This is a genomic window from Streptomyces sp. JLBT605, from assembly GCF_058215555.1.
Map to the genome: position 1 here is coordinate 4099200 of NZ_CM177087.1, position 20135 is coordinate 4119334.

18 protein-coding genes are annotated in these 20135 nt (G+C 71.8%); 9 read left to right on the plus strand and 9 right to left on the minus strand.

The window, feature by feature from the left end:
- Positions 1-242 precede the first annotated feature (242 nt).
- Entirely contained in the window at positions 243-716 is a 474-nt protein-coding gene (locus tag AC4BDD_RS17810) for a gamma-glutamylcyclotransferase family protein (RefSeq protein WP_490686434.1), read from the minus strand.
- Positions 717-1002: 286 nt separating this feature from the next.
- Between AC4BDD_RS17810 and AC4BDD_RS17815 the strand changes: the two genes are divergently transcribed.
- Both AC4BDD_RS17815 and AC4BDD_RS17820 read left to right on the plus strand, forming a co-directional pair.
- A complete protein-coding gene (locus AC4BDD_RS17815; RefSeq protein ID WP_490686435.1) occupies positions 1003-2451 on the plus strand; it encodes an NAD(P)H-quinone dehydrogenase in 1449 nt (482 codons plus the stop codon).
- A gap of 182 nt (positions 2452-2633) precedes the next feature.
- Positions 2634-3617: a DeoR/GlpR family DNA-binding transcription regulator gene (locus AC4BDD_RS17820; protein ID WP_490686436.1), complete on the plus strand. Its 984-nt coding sequence runs from the start codon at positions 2634-2636 to the stop codon at positions 3615-3617.
- Between the two features lie 233 nt (positions 3618-3850).
- On the opposite strand, the gene AC4BDD_RS17825 is transcribed toward AC4BDD_RS17820, so the two are convergent.
- Entirely contained in the window at positions 3851-4447 is a 597-nt protein-coding gene (locus AC4BDD_RS17825) for a TetR/AcrR family transcriptional regulator (protein WP_490686437.1), read from the minus strand.
- A gap of 251 nt (positions 4448-4698) precedes the next feature.
- On the opposite strand from AC4BDD_RS17825, the gene AC4BDD_RS17830 reads away from it, so the two are divergent.
- Positions 4699-5880 (plus strand): alpha/beta hydrolase, encoded by a 1182-nt coding sequence (locus AC4BDD_RS17830; RefSeq protein WP_490691823.1) that lies wholly within the window; start codon positions 4699-4701, stop codon positions 5878-5880.
- Between the two features lie 127 nt (positions 5881-6007).
- On the opposite strand, the gene AC4BDD_RS17835 is transcribed toward AC4BDD_RS17830, so the two are convergent.
- Positions 6008-7771, minus strand: a complete 1764-nt coding sequence (locus AC4BDD_RS17835) for an acetyl/propionyl/methylcrotonyl-CoA carboxylase subunit alpha (protein ID WP_490691824.1) — start codon at positions 7769-7771, stop codon at positions 6008-6010.
- Positions 7772-8162: 391 nt separating this feature from the next.
- On the opposite strand from AC4BDD_RS17835, the gene AC4BDD_RS17840 reads away from it, so the two are divergent.
- Positions 8163-8636 (plus strand): hypothetical protein, encoded by a 474-nt coding sequence (locus AC4BDD_RS17840; RefSeq protein ID WP_490686438.1) that lies wholly within the window; start codon positions 8163-8165, stop codon positions 8634-8636.
- A 13-nt stretch (positions 8637-8649) separates the two neighbouring features.
- On the opposite strand, the gene AC4BDD_RS17845 is transcribed toward AC4BDD_RS17840, so the two are convergent.
- From AC4BDD_RS17845 to AC4BDD_RS17865, 5 genes are all read right to left on the minus strand, one after another.
- Positions 8650-9267 (minus strand): nucleoside triphosphate pyrophosphatase, encoded by a 618-nt coding sequence (locus AC4BDD_RS17845; protein WP_490686439.1) that lies wholly within the window; start codon positions 9265-9267, stop codon positions 8650-8652.
- 87 nt (positions 9268-9354) lie between these two features.
- Positions 9355-10824, minus strand: a complete 1470-nt coding sequence (locus AC4BDD_RS17850; protein WP_490686440.1) for a peptidoglycan D,D-transpeptidase FtsI family protein — start codon at positions 10822-10824, stop codon at positions 9355-9357.
- A 97-nt stretch (positions 10825-10921) separates the two neighbouring features.
- Positions 10922-11050 (minus strand): morphogenic membrane protein MmpB, encoded by a 129-nt coding sequence (gene mmpB, locus AC4BDD_RS17855; RefSeq protein WP_490686441.1) that lies wholly within the window; start codon positions 11048-11050, stop codon positions 10922-10924.
- Positions 11051-11123: 73 nt separating this feature from the next.
- A complete protein-coding gene (locus tag AC4BDD_RS17860) occupies positions 11124-11330 on the minus strand; it encodes an acyl-CoA carboxylase subunit epsilon (RefSeq protein WP_490686442.1) in 207 nt (68 codons plus the stop codon).
- A 14-nt stretch (positions 11331-11344) separates the two neighbouring features.
- Complete coding sequence (locus AC4BDD_RS17865) at positions 11345-12940, minus strand: acyl-CoA carboxylase subunit beta (protein ID WP_490686443.1); 1596 nt, start codon at positions 12938-12940, stop codon at positions 11345-11347.
- Positions 12941-13211: 271 nt separating this feature from the next.
- On the opposite strand from AC4BDD_RS17865, the gene AC4BDD_RS17870 reads away from it, so the two are divergent.
- From AC4BDD_RS17870 to hutH, 5 genes are all read left to right on the plus strand, one after another.
- Positions 13212-14078 (plus strand): biotin--[acetyl-CoA-carboxylase] ligase, encoded by an 867-nt coding sequence (locus AC4BDD_RS17870; protein ID WP_490686444.1) that lies wholly within the window; start codon positions 13212-13214, stop codon positions 14076-14078.
- Positions 14079-14443: 365 nt separating this feature from the next.
- Positions 14444-15538, plus strand: coding sequence for an adenylate/guanylate cyclase domain-containing protein (locus AC4BDD_RS17875; RefSeq protein WP_490691825.1), 1095 nt, complete (start codon positions 14444-14446; stop codon positions 15536-15538).
- A 446-nt stretch (positions 15539-15984) separates the two neighbouring features.
- Positions 15985-16779: an enoyl-CoA hydratase/isomerase family protein gene (locus AC4BDD_RS17880; protein ID WP_490686445.1), complete on the plus strand. Its 795-nt coding sequence runs from the start codon at positions 15985-15987 to the stop codon at positions 16777-16779.
- A gap of 106 nt (positions 16780-16885) precedes the next feature.
- A complete protein-coding gene (locus tag AC4BDD_RS17885) occupies positions 16886-18091 on the plus strand; it encodes a GGDEF domain-containing protein (protein WP_490686446.1) in 1206 nt (401 codons plus the stop codon).
- Between the two features lie 47 nt (positions 18092-18138).
- Positions 18139-19683 (plus strand): histidine ammonia-lyase, encoded by a 1545-nt coding sequence (gene hutH, locus AC4BDD_RS17890; protein ID WP_490686447.1) that lies wholly within the window; start codon positions 18139-18141, stop codon positions 19681-19683.
- 117 nt (positions 19684-19800) lie between these two features.
- On the opposite strand, the gene AC4BDD_RS17895 is transcribed toward hutH, so the two are convergent.
- On the minus strand, positions 19801-20121 hold the full coding sequence (locus AC4BDD_RS17895) for a hypothetical protein (protein ID WP_490686448.1): 321 nt from the start codon (positions 20119-20121) through the stop codon (positions 19801-19803).
- Between the last annotated feature and the right edge of the window lie 14 nt (positions 20122-20135).

Genomic DNA, 20135 nt, shown 5'->3' on the forward strand with positions numbered 1-20135 from the left:
GTAGCCGGAAATCGCCTACGCGCGTAGACATTCCAGATGGTGGTATTCGGATCGTTGTCTTCCACCTGGCCGCACGCGGGTTCCACGACCCTCTCCGGCCCAGGTCAGCGGGGCACGGCCACCCGGTCCGGGGACGGCTCCCAGACAGCCGAATGAGGCCAGGCTCACGCCGCGATCCGGGCCGACGGCCGAAGGGGTCGGCGCGGGGCAGGCCCTCGGGCGCGACCCGCGGGGAGCCCCGGTCAGCAGGGGCGCTTGCGGAGTTCCATGACGTAGTCGTGCGGGGCGCCGGCCGACTCCGCGGCGTCGGCGACCTCGCCCAGGTAGCGGGCCGAGGGCAGCCCGCCCTCGTAGCCGTTGAGCACGTACAGCCACGCGGTCTCGTCGCCGTCGAGGGTGTGCACCCGCACCCGCACCCGGCGGTATATGCCGAGGCCGACGCCCTCCCAGCGGTCCAGCGACTCCTCGTCCATCGGTGCGACGTCGTATAGCGCGACGAAGACCTGTGAGCGGGGGCCGTCCTGCTCGCGGTCCGGGCCGGAGGCGGGCGGGTCCTCGACCACGGTGGCCAGGGCGCCCTCCCATCCCATCTGCTCGCCGCCGAAGGTCAGCCGCCAGCCGGTGAGCCAGCCCGTGCCGCGCAGCGGTGAGTGCGGTGCGCGGCGGGACATCAGCCGCGCGTCGAGGTTGCCGGCGTACGCGGCGTAGAGCGACATGGTTCCGAGGGTACGGGAGTGCGGCGGATCGGCATTTGAGGTGGCAGGCTCGTAGAGAGATTCATACGAAAACCGGACGCGGGCTGCCGGGTGTGGCTCACTGAGAGTGTCGAGTGCGGGTCGAGCGGTCCCCGAGTGGGGCGCGAACGGTCGTATGGGGAAGACGCCGGGAAGACGCGGGGAAGACCCCGGGGAGAGCCCGGCGAGGCCCGAGGGGGCCATCGGTGGGGGCTCGAGTGGGCCCCAGGGGAGCCCCGAGCGGAGCGGCTTTGATGGGTGCGGGACAATGGAGCATGTGACTCGGATCGTGATCATCGGTGGCGGACCCGGCGGCTATGAGGCGGCGCTGGTCGCTGCCCAGCTCGGTGCGGAGGTGACCGTCGTCGACTGCGACGGTCTGGGCGGGGCGTCGGTGCTCACCGACTGCGTGCCGTCGAAGACGTTGATCGCCACGGCCGAGGTCATGACCACCTTCGACTCTTCGTACGAGGAGTTGGGGATCATCGTGGCCGATGACACCCCGCCGCTGGAGCAGGCGGCCCGGGTCGTCGGCGTCGACCTGGGCAAGGTGAACCGCCGTGTGAAGCGGCTGGCGCTCGCCCAGTCACACGACATCACCGCCTCGGTCACCCGCGCGGGTGGCCGGGTGCTGCGCGGACGCGGCCGGCTCGCCCCCGGGCAGGCGCCGGACGGGTCCCGGCAGGTGATCGTCCGGGCGGCGGACGGCTCCGAGACCACGCTGACCGCGGACGCGGTGCTGATCGCCACCGGCGCGCACCCGCGGGAGATCCCGGACGCGCTGCCGGACGGCGAGCGCATCCTCAACTGGACGCAGGTCTACGACCTGGACGAGCTGCCCGAAGAGCTGATCGTGGTCGGCTCCGGTGTGACCGGTGCCGAGTTCGCCGGCGCGTACCAGGCGCTGGGTTCCAAGGTGACCCTGGTCTCCAGCCGCGACCGGGTGCTGCCGGGCGAGGACCCGGACGCGGCCGCGGTGCTGGAGGACGTCTTCCGGCGGCGCGGGATGAACGTCATGGCGCGGTCCCGCGCGCAGGCCGCCAAGAGGGTCGGCGACCGGGTCGAGGTCACGCTGGCGGACGGCCGTACCATCACCGGCTCCCACTGCCTGATGGCGGTCGGCTCCATCCCCAACACCGCGGGCATCGGTCTGGAGGAGGCCGGGGTCCGGATGCACGAGTCGGGGCACATCTGGACCGACAAGGTCTCGCGCACCAGCGCGCCCGGCGTCTACGCCGCGGGCGACTGCACCGGCGTCTTCGCGCTGGCCTCGGTGGCGGCGATGCAGGGCCGGATCGCGATGTACCACTTCCTGGGCGACGCGGTCGCGCCGCTGAACCTCAAGACGGTCTCGGCGAACGTCTTCACCGACCCGGAGATCGCCACCGTCGGCTACTCCCAGGCGGACGTGGACGCCGGCAGGATCGACGCCCGGGTGGTGAAGCTGCCGCTGCTGCGCAACCCGCGCGCCAAGATGCAGGGCATCCGGGACGGCTTCGTGAAGATCTTCTGCCGCCCGGGCACCGGCATCGTGGTCGGTGGCGTGGTCGTCGCGCCGCGGGCCAGTGAGCTCATCCACCCGATCTCGATAGCGGTCGACAACAACCTCACCGTCGAGCAGATCGCCAACGCCTTCACGGTGTACCCGTCGCTGTCCGGCTCGATCGCCGAGGTGGCGCGGCAGCTCCACACCCGCAAGACGCAGAGCGAGACTTAAGGGCCCGGGGGCCGTCCCGTCAGTCGCCTGGACTGCTCCCGTATCAGCTGGCGCTTATACCACTGAGTGAACTTTCTTGCGCTCAACTTCCGTAATTTGGTGCAAGCTGCTGAATGTAGACGGTCGTTGGGGTTACTGTCAGTTTCGTGTTCGCTGCAGAACGTCGCCAATTGATCCTTGAAATGGTGCGAGCGAATGGAGCGGTTTCGCTCCGTGAGCTCGCCCGTGTCGTCCAGACCTCAGAAGTGACCGTACGGCGGGACGTGCGCGCGCTGGAGGCAGAGGGACTCCTCGACCGCCGGCACGGCGGTGCGGTGTTGCCCGGTGGCCTCACCAGGGAGTCCGGCTTTCCACAGAAATCCCATCTAGCGACCGCGGAGAAGACGGCCATCGCCGACCTCGCCGCCGGTCTCGTCCAGGAGGGCGAGGCCGTGGTGGTCGGCGCCGGGACCACCACGCAGGAGCTGGCCCGCCGGCTCGCGCGTGTCCCGGGGCTGACCGTGGTCACCAACTCCCTGCTGGTCGCGCAGGCATTGGCACATGCCAACCGAGTCGAGGTCGTGATGACCGGCGGCACCCTGCGCGGCTCCAACTACGCCCTCGTCGGCAGCGGAGCCGAGCAGTCCCTCCAGGGGCTGCGGGTCTCCCGTGCCTTCCTCTCCGGCAGTGGGCTGACCGCGGAGCGCGGGCTGTCCACCTCCAACATGCTCTCCGCCAGCGTGGATCGGGCGCTCGTCCAGGCCGCCGCCGAAGTGGTCGTCCTCGCCGACCACTCCAAGCTGGGCACCGACACGATGTTCCAGACGGTGCCCACCGATCTGATCACCCGGCTGGTGACCGACGAGCCGCCGCCCCACGACGACCGGGCCGCCACCGAGCTCCAGGCCCTCGCCGACCAGGGCGTGCAGATCGCGGTGGCCGGACCGGGCTCGGCATCCGGCCTCGTGCCCGGCGGCCCGGTCGGCATGGAGCAAGGTCCGGCGGGGCGGCCGGGGCGGCTGGCACCGGGGCAGCACCCCTCGGGCCGCGGCGCCGAGGACGGCATGCCACTCCCGGGACAGCGCCGCACCCACCCGCAGACGCCCACCGGGCCCCAGCTACGCGGTGCGATGCCCCTGATCGAGAACGGCGGCCGGGTCGCGGACCTGGCCCCCCGCCGCCGCTGACGGCCCTGCGGAAGGCGTGCACTGGACGCCTCAGGGCGGGACGGCGGAAAGGTGCGCGTCGGCGGAAGGGGGCGTACCAGGGCACTCCCCGCAGCCCGGCGAACCGATCGTCGCTCACCTCGCGATCGGCCCGTCGGGTTCGCCGGGTGAGGAGATGCCCCGGTGGGCCCTCGACCCACCACCCGGCGCGGCGCACCACCCGGCGCGGCGCACCACCCGGCCGGCCGACCGCGTCAGCGCGCCTTCAGCCCCGAAAACGTGAGCGCGAGCAGGCGGTCGGCCAGCCCCGGATCGTCCGGGGACTGCTCGACCGCCAGCGCGATCGCGTTGGTCAGCTGCATCAGGTCGGTGATCTCCACATCCGACCGCACCGCCCCCGCCTGCTGCGCGCGGACCAGCAGCGACCGGCCTGCCTCGCGCATCGGCTCACTGCACCGCGACAGCTCCGCACTCTCCTCGGCGGAGGCGGAGAGAAACGCCTGGGACAGCCCTCGGTAGGTGCTGGCGTGATCGATGACCGCGCGCAGCCAGTCCACCAGCGCCCGGCACGGCTGCGCCGCCTGCGCCAACTCCCGCGCGCTCGCCATCAGCGCGTCGATCTCGCCGTAGAAGACCGCACCCATCAGCGCGGTGCGGTTGGGGAAGTGCCGGTAGAGGGTGCCGATGCCGACCCCCGCGCGGCGCGCGATGTCCTCCAGCGAGGCGTCGGTGCCCTGCTCGGCGAAGGCGGTACGCGCCTCGGCCAGCAGTCGCTCGTAATTGCGACGCGCGTCGGCGCGCATGGGCCGCCCCGGGGGGCAGCTGTGCCCGTGCGCCGTCTCGGTCGCCATCGCCGGTCCTTCCCGTCCTTCCCTCAGCTTCCACGGGCCCGCCGGACTCCCGCCCGGCCCGTGGCTCAAGGATGCCATCCAACGGCCCGCGGCCGCTGACGGAGTGTACGGCCGGTGACACCCGCGCGAACCAGGTGGACGCGGAAGAGACAGGAAGGGGAACAGCACGCGAATTCCCCGATCTCGGGCAACGCCGTTTCGATCAAGCGGCATCAAACAAGGCGTTGAGCACGGGGAGCGGAGAAACCATGATGGAACTGACCAGCCGGACACTCGAATACACGGTGACGGGCGTGGCCGTGATCAGCGTGGGGATGACGGTCTGGCTGTGGCCCCGCCTGGCGCGCCGCTCGGTCCCCGCTGTGCTGGGCAGACTCGGCGCGATCGCCTTCACCCAGGTGGCGATCGTCTCGGCGCTCGCACTCGCGGTCAACCAGAACTTCCAGTTCTACGGCACCTGGGCGGAACTGCTCGGCAATGACGACGCGGCGCCCGCGGCCCTGGCCAAGTGGGGCGACAACGGCGGGCCGGGGCGGGCCGGGGACCCGTCGGCCGGGTTGGTGCAGCCCGCGGGCCCGGACGGGCTGGACCGGGTGCACGGGCTGCCCGAGGGCCCGGCGGCCCGGAACGGCAAGGTCGAGTCGGTGAAGATCGTGGGGCGCCGCAGCCAGGTGGCCAACCCCGCCTACGTCTACCTGCCGCCGCAGTACTTCCAGCGCCAGTACAACCGGCAGCGCTTCCCGGTCATCGTCACCATCAGCGGCTACCCCGGAGGCTCGTTCCTGCTCGGGCAGCATCTGCGGGTGCCGCAGACCGCCGGCAAGCTCATCCGCGAGGGCAAGCTGCCGCCCAGCGTCATCGTGATGATCCGGCCCACCATCGCCCCGCCGCGCGACACCCAGTGCGTGGACGTGCCGGACGGGCCGCAGGCCGAGACCTTCTTCGCCCAGGACCTGCCGGAGGCGCTGAAGGGCCACTACCGGGTCGGACACGACCCCGGAGCCTGGGGCGTCCTCGGCTACTCGTCCGGCGGCAGCTGCGCCCTCCAGCTCGCCATGCGCCACCCGGGCACCTACCCCGCGGCGGCGGCGCTGTCGCCGGACTACCGGGTGCGCAACGACCCGACCACCGGCAACCTCTTCGGCTCCGGAAAGGGCAGGGTGCGCCGGATGCGGGAGCACGACCTGATGTGGCGGCTCGCTCATCTGCCGGCGCCCCGGGTGTCGGTGCTGGTCGCCACCAGTCGCGCGGGGGAGAAGAACTATCCGCAGGCGCGGGAGTTCCTGGACGCGGTCAAGCCGCCGATGCGCGCCGAGTCGATCGTGCTGGACCGGGGCAGCCACAACTTCCGGACCTGGCGGCGCGAGTTGCCCGCGACACTGGAGTGGATGGGCCGTCAGCTGACCTTCCCGCAGGACGTGACGGGGGACTGAGGCGGCGCGGCGAAGGCTCCTGACGGGGCCTCAAGCGCCTTTGCCGTCAGGTGTGGGAACGGGTGGGCCCCGGCCGGAGATCCGGCCGGGGCCCACTCGCTGTAGCGCGCTACGGCTGTCCCGAAGGTCAGTCCTTGATTTCGCAGATGACGGCGCCGGAGGTGATGGACGCGCCGACCTCGGCGGCAAGGCCCTTGACGGTCCCGGCCCGGTGGGCGTTGAGCGGCTGTTCCATCTTCATCGCTTCCAGGACCACGATCAGCTCGCCTTCCGCGACGACCTGACCCTCCTCGACCGCGACCTTCACGATCGTGCCCTGCATCGGCGAGGCCAGCGCATCACCCGACGCGGCCGACCCCGACTTCTTCGCCGCCTTCCGCTTCGGCTTCTTCCCCCCGCCGCCGGCGGCGGCCCCGGCCGAGACCACACCGAGCGAGGCGGGCAGCGACACCTCCAGCCGCTTGCCCCCCACCTCCACAACCACCGTCTCCCGCACATCCGGCTCGGCCTCATCGGTCGCGGGGGCGGCGAAGGCAGGGATGTCGTTGACGAACTCGGTCTCGATCCACCGCGTGTGCACGGTGAACGCACTGCCGTCGGTGGGGGCGAAGGCGGGATCGGTGACCACGGCACGATGGAAGGGGATGGCGGTGGCCATGCCCTCCACCTGGAACTCGCCCAGCGCCCGCGCGGCCCGCTGCAACGCCTGCTCACGAGTGGCACCGGTGATGATCAGCTTGGCCAGCAGCGAGTCCCACGCCGGACCGATCACCGACCCCGACTCCACCCCTGCGTCCAGCCGCACACCCGGACCCGCCGGCGGGTTGAAGACGGTCACGGTGCCGGGGGCGGGCAGGAAGTTCCGGCCCGGGTCCTCACCATTGATCCGGAACTCAAACGAGTGCCCGCGCACCGGCGGGTCGTCATAGCCCAGCTCCTCGCCGTCGGCGATCCGGAACATCTCCCGCACCAGATCGATGCCGGTGACTTCCTCGGTGACCGGGTGCTCCACCTGAAGGCGGGTGTTGACCTCCAGGAAGGAGATCGTGCCGTCCATACCGACCAGGAACTCCACCGTCCCGGCACCGACGTAACCGGCTTCCTTCAAAATCGCCTTCGACGCCGCATACAGCTCCGCGTTCTGCTCGGGCGACAAAAACGGCGCGGGGGCCTCCTCGACGAGCTTTTGGTGCCGGCGCTGCAGCGAGCAGTCACGGGTGGAGACCACCACCACATTGCCGTGGCTGTCGGCCAGGCACTGGGTCTCCACATGCCGCGGCTTGTCCAGGTAGCGCTCCACGAAGCACTCACCCCGGCCGAAGGCGGCCACCGCCTCCCGCACCGCGGAGTCATACAGCTCCGGGACCTCCTCCAGGGTGCGGGCCACCTTCAGACCACGCCCACCACCACCAAAAGCCGCCTTGATCGCGATCGGCAGACCATGCTCCTTGGCGAAGGCCACCACCTCCTCCGCCCCAGAGACCGGATCCGGAGTACCGGCCACCAGCGGAGCACCGGCCCGCTGCGCGATATGCCGGGCCGCGACCTTGTCACCCAGATCCCGGATCGCCTGCGGCGGCGGACCGATCCAGATCAGCCCCGCGTCCAGCACCGCCTGCGCGAACTCCGCGTTCTCGGAAAGAAAGCCGTAACCAGGGTGGATCGCGTCCGCCCCCGACTCCGCCGCCGCGGCCAGCACCTTCGCGATATCCAGATAACTCGCCGCCGGGGTGTCACCACCCAACGCGTAAGCTTCGTCGGCCGCGCGTACATGCACCGCGTCCCGGTCCGGATCGGCGTACACCGCCACACTCGCGATCCCCGCATCCCGACAAGCACGGGCAACGCGGACAGCGATTTCGCCACGGTTGGCGATGAGCACCTTGCGCACGATGGCTCCCTCCTTGAAACAAGCCGAGTTTAGGTACTGGCGACACTGCGCGCCGAGAAGAACCCAGGGGTGAGCTTGACCACACGGAGGGTTAAGTGGTCTCCGGGCAGCGGTCCGATTCCCCTGTCGCTCCACGGTACGCCCGTAATTCGGGGCCTCGGGCGGCTCTCGGGTGTGGCCTAGGTCTCCGCTGAGGCGTGCGACGCCTGTTGGCGATTCTTTGTGGAATCCCTACGAATGGGGGACGGAAACTTTGCCGCGGCCTCTCGCCCGTACGGCGGTGTCACGGGCCTGCCGCAGACCTCTTGTCGCCAGGCTTACCCGTTAGTAGCGTGCCGGTGTCGAAGATACTCCCGGTAACGGGGGTCGTGGGGAGGGAGAGGTGAGCGGGGTGGCACGCAGACCGGTGGCCGCGGTGGCGGCCGTGGTGTTGATGGGGGAAGCCGTCGGCATCGCCCTGCTCAACTGGATCCTGGGCCTGGTCGTCGACCGGCAGAGCATGTCCATGGGCGGCATGGATCCCGACGTGATGTCCGTCGGCACCTGGGTCATGGGCGGCGTCTTCGGCCTCTACCTGCTCTTCTGCGGGCTGGTCCTGCTGCGCGCGGCCCTCCGAGACCGCGGCCCGGGCCGGTTCGCCCGCATCCTGCTCATCAGCTGCGCCGTGGTGCACGGGGTGCTGGGCGCGCTGACGGTGGGTCTGGTGGGCTGGCTGGCCTTCGCGTTCATGATGATCGTGCTGGGCCTGATCGTGCTCTCGCTGATGGCGTACGACGAGGGCGCCGCCGCCGACGGAAGCACGGACGCGGACGCGGCCGGGGACGGCGGGCAGCTGCCGGCCGAGCCGGGGCCGACTCCGGCCTGAGCGGCCTGAACGCTTAAGACTGGTCCGCGGAGGCCCACAGGTCGGTGATGGAGATGCCCAGCTCGGCCAGGAGCCGGCGCAGCAGCGGCAGCGACAGGCCGATCACATTGCCCGGGTCGCCGTCGATCCCGTCGATGAACGGCGCCGAGCGGCCGTCCAGGGTGAACGCGCCCGCCACGTGCAGCGGTTCGCCGCTGGCCACGTACGCGGCGATCTCCGCGTCGCTCGGCTCGCCGAAGCGGACCGTGGTGGAGGCGGTGCCGGAGGCCCGTCGTCCACTCACCGTGTCGATCACGCTGTGCCCGGTGCGCAGCACCCCGGAGCGGCCGCGCATCGCCTTCCAGCGGGCGGTGGCCTCCTCCTCGTCGGCCGGCTTGCCGAGCGCCTGACCGTCCAGGTCAAGCACCGAGTCGCAGCCGACGACGAGCGCGCCCGCGGCCTCCGGGCGGTCCGCGACCACGCCCGCCTTCGCCTCGGCCAGCAGCAGGGCCAGCTCGCCGGGCGAGGCGGCCTCGATGGCGTCCTCGTCGAATCCGCTGACGATCACCTCGGGCGCCAGCCCGGCCTGGCGCAGCAGCCCGAGCCGGGCGGGTGAGGCGGAGGCGAGGACGAGCGTGCGGGAATCAGCCATGCGGCCTAGCGTATCGGGGTGCCGCCCGGGCGCCGGTCCGCCGCTTGTGTGAGGCGCTGGTCCGCCGCTTGTGCGACGGGAGTCCGCTCACCGGTGCGACTGGAGCACCGCCTCCATGACCTGCTTGGCGATCGGGCCCGCGAGCCCGCCGCCGGAGATCTGGTCGCGCGGGATGGAGTCGTCCGGGTCGATCATCACCGCGACCGCGACCGGCGAGCCGTCGCCCTGCTTGGCGTAGGAGATGAACCAGGCCAGCGGCGGGGTGCGGTTGTCCACTCCGCGCTGGGCGGTGCCGGTCTTGGCGCCGACGGTGACACCGGAGATCCGGCCGGGCCTGCCGGTGCCCTTCTCCGCGGTGTCCTCCATCATCCGCTGGACCTTCTTCGCGGTGTCCTCGGAGACGGCCTCGGACATCACCTCGGGGTCGTGCTTCTCGACCGTGTCGAGATCGGCGTCGCGCAGCTCCTCGACCATGTACGGCTTCATCATCGTGCCGTTGTTGGCGATCGCGGCGGTCATCATCGCGATCTGCAGCGGGGTGGCGCGGACGCTGGACTGGCCGATGCCGGACATCGCGGTCTGCGGGCGGTCCATCTCCGCCGGGAAGACGCTCTCCGCGGCGCGGGTCGGCGTGTCGACCTCGGGGTCGTTGAAGCCGAACTTCTCCGCCGTCTCGCGCATCTTCTCCTTGCCGAGGTCGGCGCTGATCTTGCCGTAGACGTTGTTGCAGGAGCGCTGCATGGCCACGGTGAGGCTGGCGTCCCGGCACGCCCCGCTCTTGTCCTGGTTGGGCAGCACCGTGGTGGTGTCGGGCATGGTCCACGGGTCGGGGGACCTGGTCGGGGTGTTGATGTCCGTGTACAGCTCGTGCTCCAGGGCCGCGGCCGCCGTGATCACCTTGAAGGTGGAGCCGGGGGGATAGACCTCCTTCAGTGCCCGGTTGGTCATCGGCTTGCGCGGGTCCTTCTCCAGCTTCTCCCAGGCCTCGGTGTCCTTCTTGCCGGCTCCCGCGAAGGCGGACGGGTCGTAGGACGGGGTGGAGACCAGGGCGAGGATCTTGCCGGTGGTCGGCTCGATGGCGACCACCGCGCCGGTCTTGTCCCCCAGCCCTTCGAACGCGGCCTTCTGCGCCTTGGGGTCGATGGTGGTCACCACGTCCCCGCCGCGCTTCTTCTCGCCGGTGAGCATGGAGACGGTGTTCTGCAGGAAGAGCCGGTCGTCGGTGCCGCTCAGCAGCTTGTCGTTGAGCGCTTCCAGGTGCTTGGCCCCGTAGAGCTGGGAGGAGAAGCCGGTGACCGGCGCGTACATCGCGCCTTCCTTGAAGACGCGCTTGTACTTGAAGTTGATGCCGCCGGTCTCCACCGAGCCGGTGATCGGGCGACCGCCCACGATGATGTCGCCGCGCGGGTGGGCGTAGGCGGCGATCTTCACGCGGTCGTTGTGGTCGTGCTCCGCCAGCTCGTCGGCCTGCTGGAACTGCAGCCAGGTGGAGCGCAGCAGCAGCGAGAGGACCAGCAGACCGGCGAAGACGGAGATATGGCGTATCGGTCGGTTCATCGGTCGGCTGCGCTCCCTGATCCGGCTGCGATGGACGGCCTTGTCGAGAAGATGGTGATCTTCTTCGGAAGATGCCGGATCCGCCCGTGGCGTTCCTTCAGGCCAGGATCAGGACGAGCAGTGTGATCACCATCGCGGTCGCCAGCACGGCGCGTGCGCGGCGGAGCATCGCCTGGGCCTCGCGCAGCTCCTCGGGCGGCTCGTCGGACGGGTCGGACCACAGCATGTGTCGATCCTGCCGCCGGCACGCGCGTGGCGCCTGAGTACGGGTACTCAGGCGCCACGGTGAACAGTGGTGGTCAGGCGGGCCAGAAGCTCGTGCGCCAGGACGTCGGCCCCGGGTGCGGGACCCGGCTGCCGGGGATGGTGCGGGCCGGGTCGGCCCACTCGTCCGGCACCCGCAGCCCCGGCGCGGCGGCGGCGGTCGCCGCCGCGCGGGCTTGGACCACCGCGAGGGCGGCGGCCAGCTCCTCGGGGGTCGGGTTGCCACGGAGAACCTTGATCATGGAAACAACCCTTTCTAGAGGGGGATGTTGCCGTGCTTCTTCGGCGGCAGTGCCTCGCGCTTGTTCCGCAGGGCGCGCAGCCCGCGCACGATGTAACGGCGGGTCTCGGACGGCCGGATCACCGTGTCGACATAGCCGCGCTCTGCCGCGACGTACGGGTTGAGGAGGGTGTCCTCGTAGTCCGCGATCAGCTCCGCGCGGGTGGCGTCGACGTCCTCGGCCTCGGCGAGGGTCCGCCGGTGCAGGATGTTCACCGCGCCCTGCGCGCCCATCACCGCGATCTGCGCCGTCGGCCAGGCCATGTTCAGGTCCGCGCCCAGGTGCTTGGAGCCCATGACGTCGTACGCGCCGCCGTATGCCTTGCGGGTGATCACCGTGATCAGCGGGACGGTGGCCTCCGCGTAGGCGTAGATCAGCTTGGCGCCGCGCCGGATGATGCCGTTGTACTCCTGGTCCGTGCCCGGCAGGAAGCCCGGCACGTCCACGAAGGTCAGCACCGGCACGTTGAAGGCGTCGCAGCTGCGGACGAAGCGGGCCGCCTTCTCCGAGGCGTCGATGTCCAGGCAGCCGGCGAACTGCATCGGCTGGTTGGCGACGATGCCCACCGGCTGGCCCTCGACGCGCCCGAAGCCGGTGATGATGTTCGGCGCGAACAGCGGCTGGGTCTCCAGGAAGTCGCCGTCGTCCAGCACATGCTCGATGACCTTGTGCATGTCGTACGGCTGGTTCGCGGAGTCCGGGATGATCTCGTCCAGCTCCCGGTCCTCCTCCGAGAGCTCCAGATCGGCCTGCTCGGGGAAGGCCGGGGGCTCGGAGAGGTTGTTGGAGGGCAGGTAGGACAGCAGCGAGCGGACGTAGTCGATGGCGTCCTTCTCGTCGCCGGCCATGTAGTGCGCGACACCGGAGGTGGTGTTGTGGGTGCGGGCGCCGCCCAGCGCCTCGAAGCCCACGTCCTCACCGGTGACGGTCTTGATCACGTCGGGGCCGGTGATGAACATGTGCGAGGTCTGGTCGACCATGACGGTGAAGTCGGTGATCGCCGGGGAGTAGACCGCACCGCCCGCGCAGGGGCCGACGATCAGGCTGATCTGCGGGATCACGCCGGACGCGTGAACGTTCCGGCGGAAGATCTCGCCGTACGCGCCGAGGGCCATGACGCCCTCCTGGATGCGGGCGCCACCGGAGTCGTTGATGCCGATGACCGGACAGCCGGTCTTCAGCGCGAAGTCCATCACCTTGACGATCTTCTCGCCGTAGACCTCGCCGAGGGCGCCGCCGAAGACCGTGAAGTCCTGGGAGAACACCGCCACCGGGCGGCCGTCGACCGTGCCGTAGCCGGTGACGACGCCGTCGCCGTAGGGGCGGTTCTTCTCCAGGCCGAAGTTGGTCGAGCGGTGCCGGGCGAACTCGTCGAGCTCGATGAACGAGCCCTCGTCGAGAAGCAGATCGATGCGCTCACGCGCGGTCAGCTTGCCCTTGGCGTGCTGCTTCTCCACCGCACGCGCGGAACCGGCGTGGGTGGCCTCTTCGACGCGGCGCTGCAGATCCGCGAGCTTCCCCGCGGTGGTGTGGCTGTCGGGGCTGTCGGGGGCAATCTCCGGCTCGGACATCGGGATGCGGCTCCTGCTCGTCCTCGGTTACGTGGGTCACGGGTTCGGGGGGCGGCGCGACTTAGGACACGGCGGCGGCTTCGCACCCCGCCAACTCGGCACTGCGGCGTTTCACGGCGTTGCTGGGCACTGCTGGCACTCATGAGGGGTAAAAGTGACATACGGGGTTTTCCGGGCGGGTGTCCTCGGCTACCGGCTCGTAGCGTATCGGCGTGAGATACGCCGTGGCACTGCGTCGTTGGCCACACCTCCTGACCCTAGGCTGGCCCGTATGAGCCCTTCTGACACCCATGGCAGCCGGTGGAACGATCTGGATCGGCCACCGCTGAACGCCGCCGCGCTGCGCCGGGCCCTGATCCGGCCCGACGGGCTGTGGACCACCGTCGATGTCGTGGCCGCGACCGGCTCCACCAACACCGACCTGGTCGCCAAGGCGGCCGAAGGCGCGGCCGAGGGGACGGTGCTGATCGCGGAGCAGCAGACCGCCGGCCGCGGCCGGCTGGACCGCAGCTGGGTCGCCCCAGCCCGCTCCGGCCTCTTCTTCTCGGTGCTGCTGCGCCCCGCGGACGCGGTGCCGGTGGCCCGCTGGGGATGGCTGCCGCTGCTCGCCGGAGTCGCGACGGCCACCGCCCTCTCGCGCGCCGCCGGGGTGGACACGGCACTGAAATGGCCCAACGACCTGCTGCTGGCGGTGGAGGGCGAGGAGCGGAAGTTCGGCGGCATCCTCGCCGAGCGCGTCGACGGTGGCGTGGTCGTCGGCATCGGGCTCAACGTCTCGCTGCGCGCGGACGAGCTGCCGGTGCCGGCCGCCGGCTCGCTCGCCCTGGCGAACGCGGTGACCCTGGACCGCGATCCGCTGCTCCGCGCCGTGCTGCGTTCGCTCGAACAGTGGTACGTCAAGTGGCGGGATGCCGGCGGCGATCCGGCCGCGAGCGGGCTCCAGGAGGCGTACGCGGCCGGCTGCGCGACGCTCGGCCGGAAGGTGCGCGCGGAGCTGCCTGGCGGACGGGAGCTGGTCGGCGAGGCGGTGGCGGTGGACGGCGACGGCCGCCTGGTGCTCGCCACCGGCGGCGGGGTGCAGGAGCCGGTCGCCGCGGGTGACATCGTGCATCTGCGCGCCGCCTCTGCGGATGAGTGACCCCAACGCGGCAGAGTGAGCCCCTCGCGGGAGAGTGAGCTACGGCACACCTGCCGTATCGTTGAGGCGGTCCGCCCAGCTCGGCGCGGACCTGGGTGATCCGTAACCGGAAGAGGGAAGCGGCAGGCAGTGCGCAGGACTCGGACAGGGGGCGGGTGGTGACCGTCGATGGCGGCGCGGATCCGGACGCGGTGAGCCCCGGTGCGGAGGGTTCCGGTTCGGGGAGCTCGGGTTCGGGGAGCCCTGGTTGGGCCGGGGCCGGTGCGCCCGGAGCCGGTGCGTCCGGGGCTGGTGCGGACGCGGTGAGCTCGGGTGCGGACGCGGTGAGCTCCAGTGCGGACGCGGTGAGCTCGGGCGTGGACGCGGTGGGCTCTGGTGCGGAGGGCTTGGCGGCGGGGGAGCCGGACGAGGACGAAGAGGACTCGATCGCGCTCCGGCTGGAGCAGCTGATCCTCGGCGCCGAGCGGCGCTACACGCCCTTCCAGGCGGCGCGCAGCGCCGGGGTCTCGGTGGAGCGCGCCACTCGCTTCTGGCACGCGATGGGCTTCGCCGACATCGGGCAGGCCAAGGCGCTGACCGAGGCGGACGTGCTGGCCCTGCGGCGGCTCGCCGGTCTGGTCGAGGCCGGGCTGCTGAGCGAGCCGATGGCGGTCCAGGTCGCCCGCTCCACCGGGCAGACCACCGCGCGGCTGGCGGACTGGCAGATCGACTCCTTCCTGGAAGGGCTGACGGAGCCCCAGGAACCCGGAATGACCCGCACCGAGATCGCGTATCCGCTGGTCGAGCTGCTCCTGCCGGAGCTGGAGGAATTCCTCGTCTACGTCTACCGGCGCCAGCTGGCCGCCGCGACCGGTCGGGTGGTGCAGGCCCAGGACGACGCCGAGATGGTCGACCGGCGGCTGGCGGTCGGCTTCGCGGACCTGGTCGGCTTCACCCGGCTGACCCGGCGGCTGGAGGAGGAGGAGCTCGGCGAGCTGGTCGAGGCGTTCGAGACGACCGCGGCGGATCTGGTCGCCGCGCACGGCGGCCGGCTGATCAAGACGCTCGGCGACGAGGTGCTGTACTCCGCGGACGACGCGGGGACGGCGGCGGAGATCGGGCTGCGGCTCATCGAGACGATGGCGAACGACGCGACCATGCCGGAGCTGCGGGTGGGGATGGCGTTCGGCACGGTGACGACCCGGATGGGCGACGTTTTCGGCACGACGGTGAACCTGGCGAGCCGGCTGACATCGATAGCGCCGAAGGACGCGGTGCTGGTGGACGGGGCGCTGGCGGAGGAGCTGACCCGTACGGGGGAGGCGCCGGTCTCCGAGGCGGAGGCGGCGGAGGCGGCGGCGGCCGCGGAGAAGGAAGGCGAGCAGGGGCCGACGTATCGGTTCGCGCTGCAGCCGATGTGGCAGCGGCCGGTGCGTGGGCTGGGGGTTGTGGAGCCCTGGCTGCTGTCGCGGCGGGGTTAGGCCGTTTCGCGGGTGCGGGTTGCTCTGCGGTGCGCGGTGTTCGTGTGTGGGTCGGGTGCGCACCGGGGCATCTCTCCCCCAGACTCCGTCCGGGGGTGCCCCCACGGCGGCGCAGACGACTGGTACCTCGCGGAGTGACCCTGCGTTGTCTGCGCCTTCTGCGGGGACTGCCCCGATACGCCCCCTCCCGCCGTCCTGCGCCCAACCGCCGGTGGCCCGTCCCGCGCCTGGGATCCGGCATCCGCTCATGTCCTACGCGGTGCCAGACCGGCCCGCCAGGCCTCGTCTCCTGTTGTCGGCCGGTATTTCCAGCCCGTCCGGCGATTGAGGACAGGAACGGGATGGGGCGGGGTGGGGAAAGGTGACTCGGGGCGGTAGCGGGGCGTGGCGCTGGGCTGGGATGATCCCGGTCAACGATCGTTAACATCCACCGGGAGGGCGACGGTATGACGGAGCAGCGGTTCGGCGAGTGGGTCGAGGTGCGGCGGCACGGGCACGCGGCCGAGCTGGTACTCGACCGGCCCAAGGCGATGAACGCGGTGTCCACCGAGATGGCCCGCTGCATCGGGGCGGCCTGCGATGCGCTGGCCGGTGATTCCTCGGTGCGGGCCGTGGTGCTGACCTCCACGCACGAGCGGGCCTTCTGTGTCGGCGCCGATCTGAAGGAGCGCAACTCCTTCACCGACGCCGAGCTGGGGCGGCAGCGCCCGCTGGCCCGGGCGGCGTACACCGGGGTGCTGGAGCTGCCGATGCCCACCATCGCCGCGGTGCACGGGTTCGCGCTGGGTGGCGGCTTCGAGCTGGCGCTGGCCTGCGATGTGATCGTGGCGGACAGCACGGCGGTGGTGGGGCTGCCCGAGGTGTCGGTGGGAGTGATCCCCGGTGGCGGCGGCACCCAGCTGCTGCCGCGCCGGGTGGGCGCCGCGCGGGCCGCAGAGCTGATCTTCACGGCGCGCCGGGTGGCCGCCGAGGAGGCGCGGGAGCTGGGCCTGGTGGATCAGCTGGTCGGCGAGGGGCAGGACCGGGAGGAGGCCCTGGCCCTGGCCGCGCGGATCGCGGCCAATTCGCCGGTCGGGCTCCGGGCCGCCAAGAAGGCGCTGCGGCTGGGGCACGGGCTGGATCTGCGGACCGGTCTGGAGGTGGAGGACGCGGCCTGGCGTTCGGTGGCCTTTTCCGGGGACCGCGCGGAGGGAGTGGCGGCGTTCAACGAGAAGCGCACCCCGCAGTGGCCCGGCGAGTGATGTCATGAGGGTCCGGGTGGTGCGTGCCGCGGCGTAATGCGCGGGTAAAGCGCGGAATGCGCAGAGTATTCCTACGCTGGATGGCGCGGGTGCGCACGGTGAGGGAATGCGAGGCGCGGTGACGGGCGAGGTCAATGGGCGGCTGAGGGCCGTGGTGGGGCTGGCGCAGGCCATGGCGGCGGCGCACACCGCGCGGGACGCGGTGCGTGCCGCGGCGGTGGGCGCGCGCCGGGCTCTGGGTGGGAATTTCGCGGCCGTCTCTGTCTGGGAGCGGGAGCTGGGGCGGCTGCGTGTCCTGGTGAACGTCGGCGAGCTCGCCGACGGGGAAGAGGAATTCCCCGAGGACGAGTGGTACCCGGTCAGTGAATTTCCGGAGATCACCGAATTTCTGCACGACAACTGGGCCCGCGGTGGCGAGCCGCACGCCTGGGTGGAGGTGGCGGATGCCCCGCGCCGCCACGGTGCCGGGCCGTGCGACGGCTCGTACGGGGCGTACTGCCACCAGAGGGTGGAGGCGTTGCGGCGGCGGGGGCGGGGGAGCTGTGTGGTCGCCCCGATCGTGCTGCACGGACGGGCGTGGGGCGAGCTGTATGTGGCGCGGCCGTCCGGGGCCCCGGTGTTCGGGCGGCCGGACGCCGATTTCGCGACCGTGCTGGCGGCGGTGACGGCCGCCGGGATCGCCCAGACCGAGCGGCTGGAGGAGGCCAGGCGGCTGGCGTTCACCGACTCGCTGACCGGGCTGGCCAACCGCCGGGCGGTGGACATACGGCTGGACGAGGCGCTGGAGGAGTACCGCGCCGACGGCACCGTGGTGACCCTGGTGGTGTGCGACCTGAACGGCCTGAAGAGGGTCAACGACACCCAGGGGCACGCCGTCGGCGACCGCCTGCTGGAACGATTCGGCACGGTGCTGTCGCTGTGCGGCGCGATGCTGCCGGGCGCGCTCTCCGCGCGGCTGGGCGGCGACGAGTTCTGTCTGCTGGCGGTGGGTCCGCCGGCCGACGAGGTGGTCCGGGTGGCCGAGCAACTGTGCATGAGGGCCGCGGAGTTGGAGCTCGGCGAGGGGGTGGCCTGCGGGGTCGCCTCGACCGGTGACCCGATCGGCCCGGTGCGCAGCGCCCGCCGGCTCTTCCGGCTGGCGGACGCGGCGCAGTACCGGGCGAAGGCGGCGCGCGCGGTGAAGCCGGTGGTCGCCGGGCGCGACGGCGGCCCGGAGGATCCGGTGGTGCGGCTGGCCGACTCGCCGCCCCAGGTGCCGGCGGCGGAGCGGCGCCGCTTCCGGGGTCAGTCGCCTCCCGGCGAGGAGCCCTGAAAACCGGGTGGTGACAGTTAGCGATTCAGTCTCTAGGGTGCCTGAATATGGATATGCACTCTGTGGTGGTGGGGTCGTCCGGGACGACCGCCGACGATGTCATCGCTGTGGCCCGCGGTGCCGCGCGGATCGAGCTGTCCCCCGAGGCGCTGGCCGCCGTGGCCGCCTCGCGGCAGGTCATCGACGACCTGGCGGCCAAGCCGGAGCCGGTCTACGGCGTCTCCACCGGCTTCGGCGCCCTCGCCGTCCGGCACATCAGCCCTGAGCTGCGCGCACAGCTCCAGCGCAACATCGTGCGTTCGCACGCCGCCGGCATGGGCCCCCGGGTGGAGCGCGAGGTGGTGCGCGCGCTGATGTTCCTGCGGCTGAAGACCCTCGCCTCCGGGCGTACCGGGGTCCGGCCGCTGGTCGTGGAGACCATGGCCGCGATCCTGAACGCCGGCATCACCCCGGTCGTGCACGAGTACGGCTCGCTGGGCTGCTCCGGCGACCTCGCGCCGCTGTCCCACTGCGCCCTGACCCTGATGGGCGAGGGCGAGGCCGAGGGGCCCGACGGCCGGGTGCGGCCCGCCGCCGAGCTGCTCGCCGAGCACGGCATCGAGCCGGTGGAGCTGCGCGAGAAGGAAGGGCTGGCGCTGCTCAACGGCACCGACGGGATGCTCGGCATGCTGGTCATGGCCTGCGCCGACCTGGCCCGGCTCTACACCTCCGCCGACATCACCGCGGCGCTCTCCCTGGAGGCGCTGCTCGGCACCGACAAGGTGCTCGCCCCCGAGCTGCACGCCATCCGCCCGCACCCCGGCCAGGCCGCCAGCGCCGACAACATGCTGCGTGTGCTGGCCGGCTCCGGCCTCACCGGGCACCACCAGGACGACGCGCCGCGCGTCCAGGACGCGTACTCGATCCGCTGCGCCCCGCAGGTCGCGGGCGCCGGCCGGGACACCCTCACGCACGCCCGGCTGGTCGCCGACCGCGAGCTGGCCGCCGCGGTCGACAATCCGGTGGTCCTCCCCGACGGCCGGGTGGAGTCCAACGGCAACTTCCACGGCGCGCCCGTCGGCTACGTCCTGGACTTCCTGGCCATCGCCGCCGCCGACCTGGCCTCCATCGCCGAGCGCCGCACCGACCGGCTGCTGGACAAGAACCGCTCGCACGGTCTGCCGCCGTTCCTCGCGGGCGACGCGGGTGTCGACTCCGGGCTGATGATCGCTCAGTACACCCAGGCTGCGCTGGTCAGCGAGTTGAAGCGGCTCGCGGTCCCGGCCTCGGTGGACTCCATCCCGTCCTCCGCCATGCAGGAGGACCACGTCTCCATGGGCTGGTCGGCGGCGCGCAAGCTGCGCACCGCCGTGGACAACCTGGCGCGGGTGATCGCCGTCGAGCTGATGGCGGCGACCCGGGCGATCGAGCTGCGCGAGGGGCTGACCCCGGCTCCGGCGAGCCAGGCGGTGCTGGCCGCGGTGCGCGCGGCCGGCGTGCAGGGCCCCGGCGAGGACCGCTTCCTGGCGCCCGACCTGGCCGCCGCGGACGCGTTCGTACGCTCCGGTGGGCTGGTCGCGGCGGTGGAGACGGTGACCGGGCCGCTGGCCTGAGGTCCGCGGGGGCGCGGGCGGTGGCCGCTGACGGCCGCCGCCCGCCTTCGCGGGTCGGGCCGGCCCGCTTCCGTGCAGGCCGGCCGCTCGCCCGCCTGGGCGGGGTCGGTGCGCGGGTCAGTAAGCGGTGGGGCGGGTGCGCCGCACGGAGGCGGTGACCATCGCCACGCCGAGGCCGAGGAAGGCCGTCCCGCCGACCAGGTACGGCGTGACGTCGATGCTGCCGGAGTCGGCGAGGTCGAGGCCGTCCGACTCCCCGGTCCCGGCCGGCGCCTGGTCCCCGACGCGGGTCGGTGAGCCCTGGGTGGTCTGGGAGGTCTGCGCGGCGGGGGCGCCGCCGTCCCGGTCGGCCGTCGCGTTGGCCGACGGCACGAACCACAGGGCGCACAGCATCGAACCCGCGGCAGCGGCGGTCAGCAGCGGTCGGCGTGCGGACAACGGAATGCATCCTC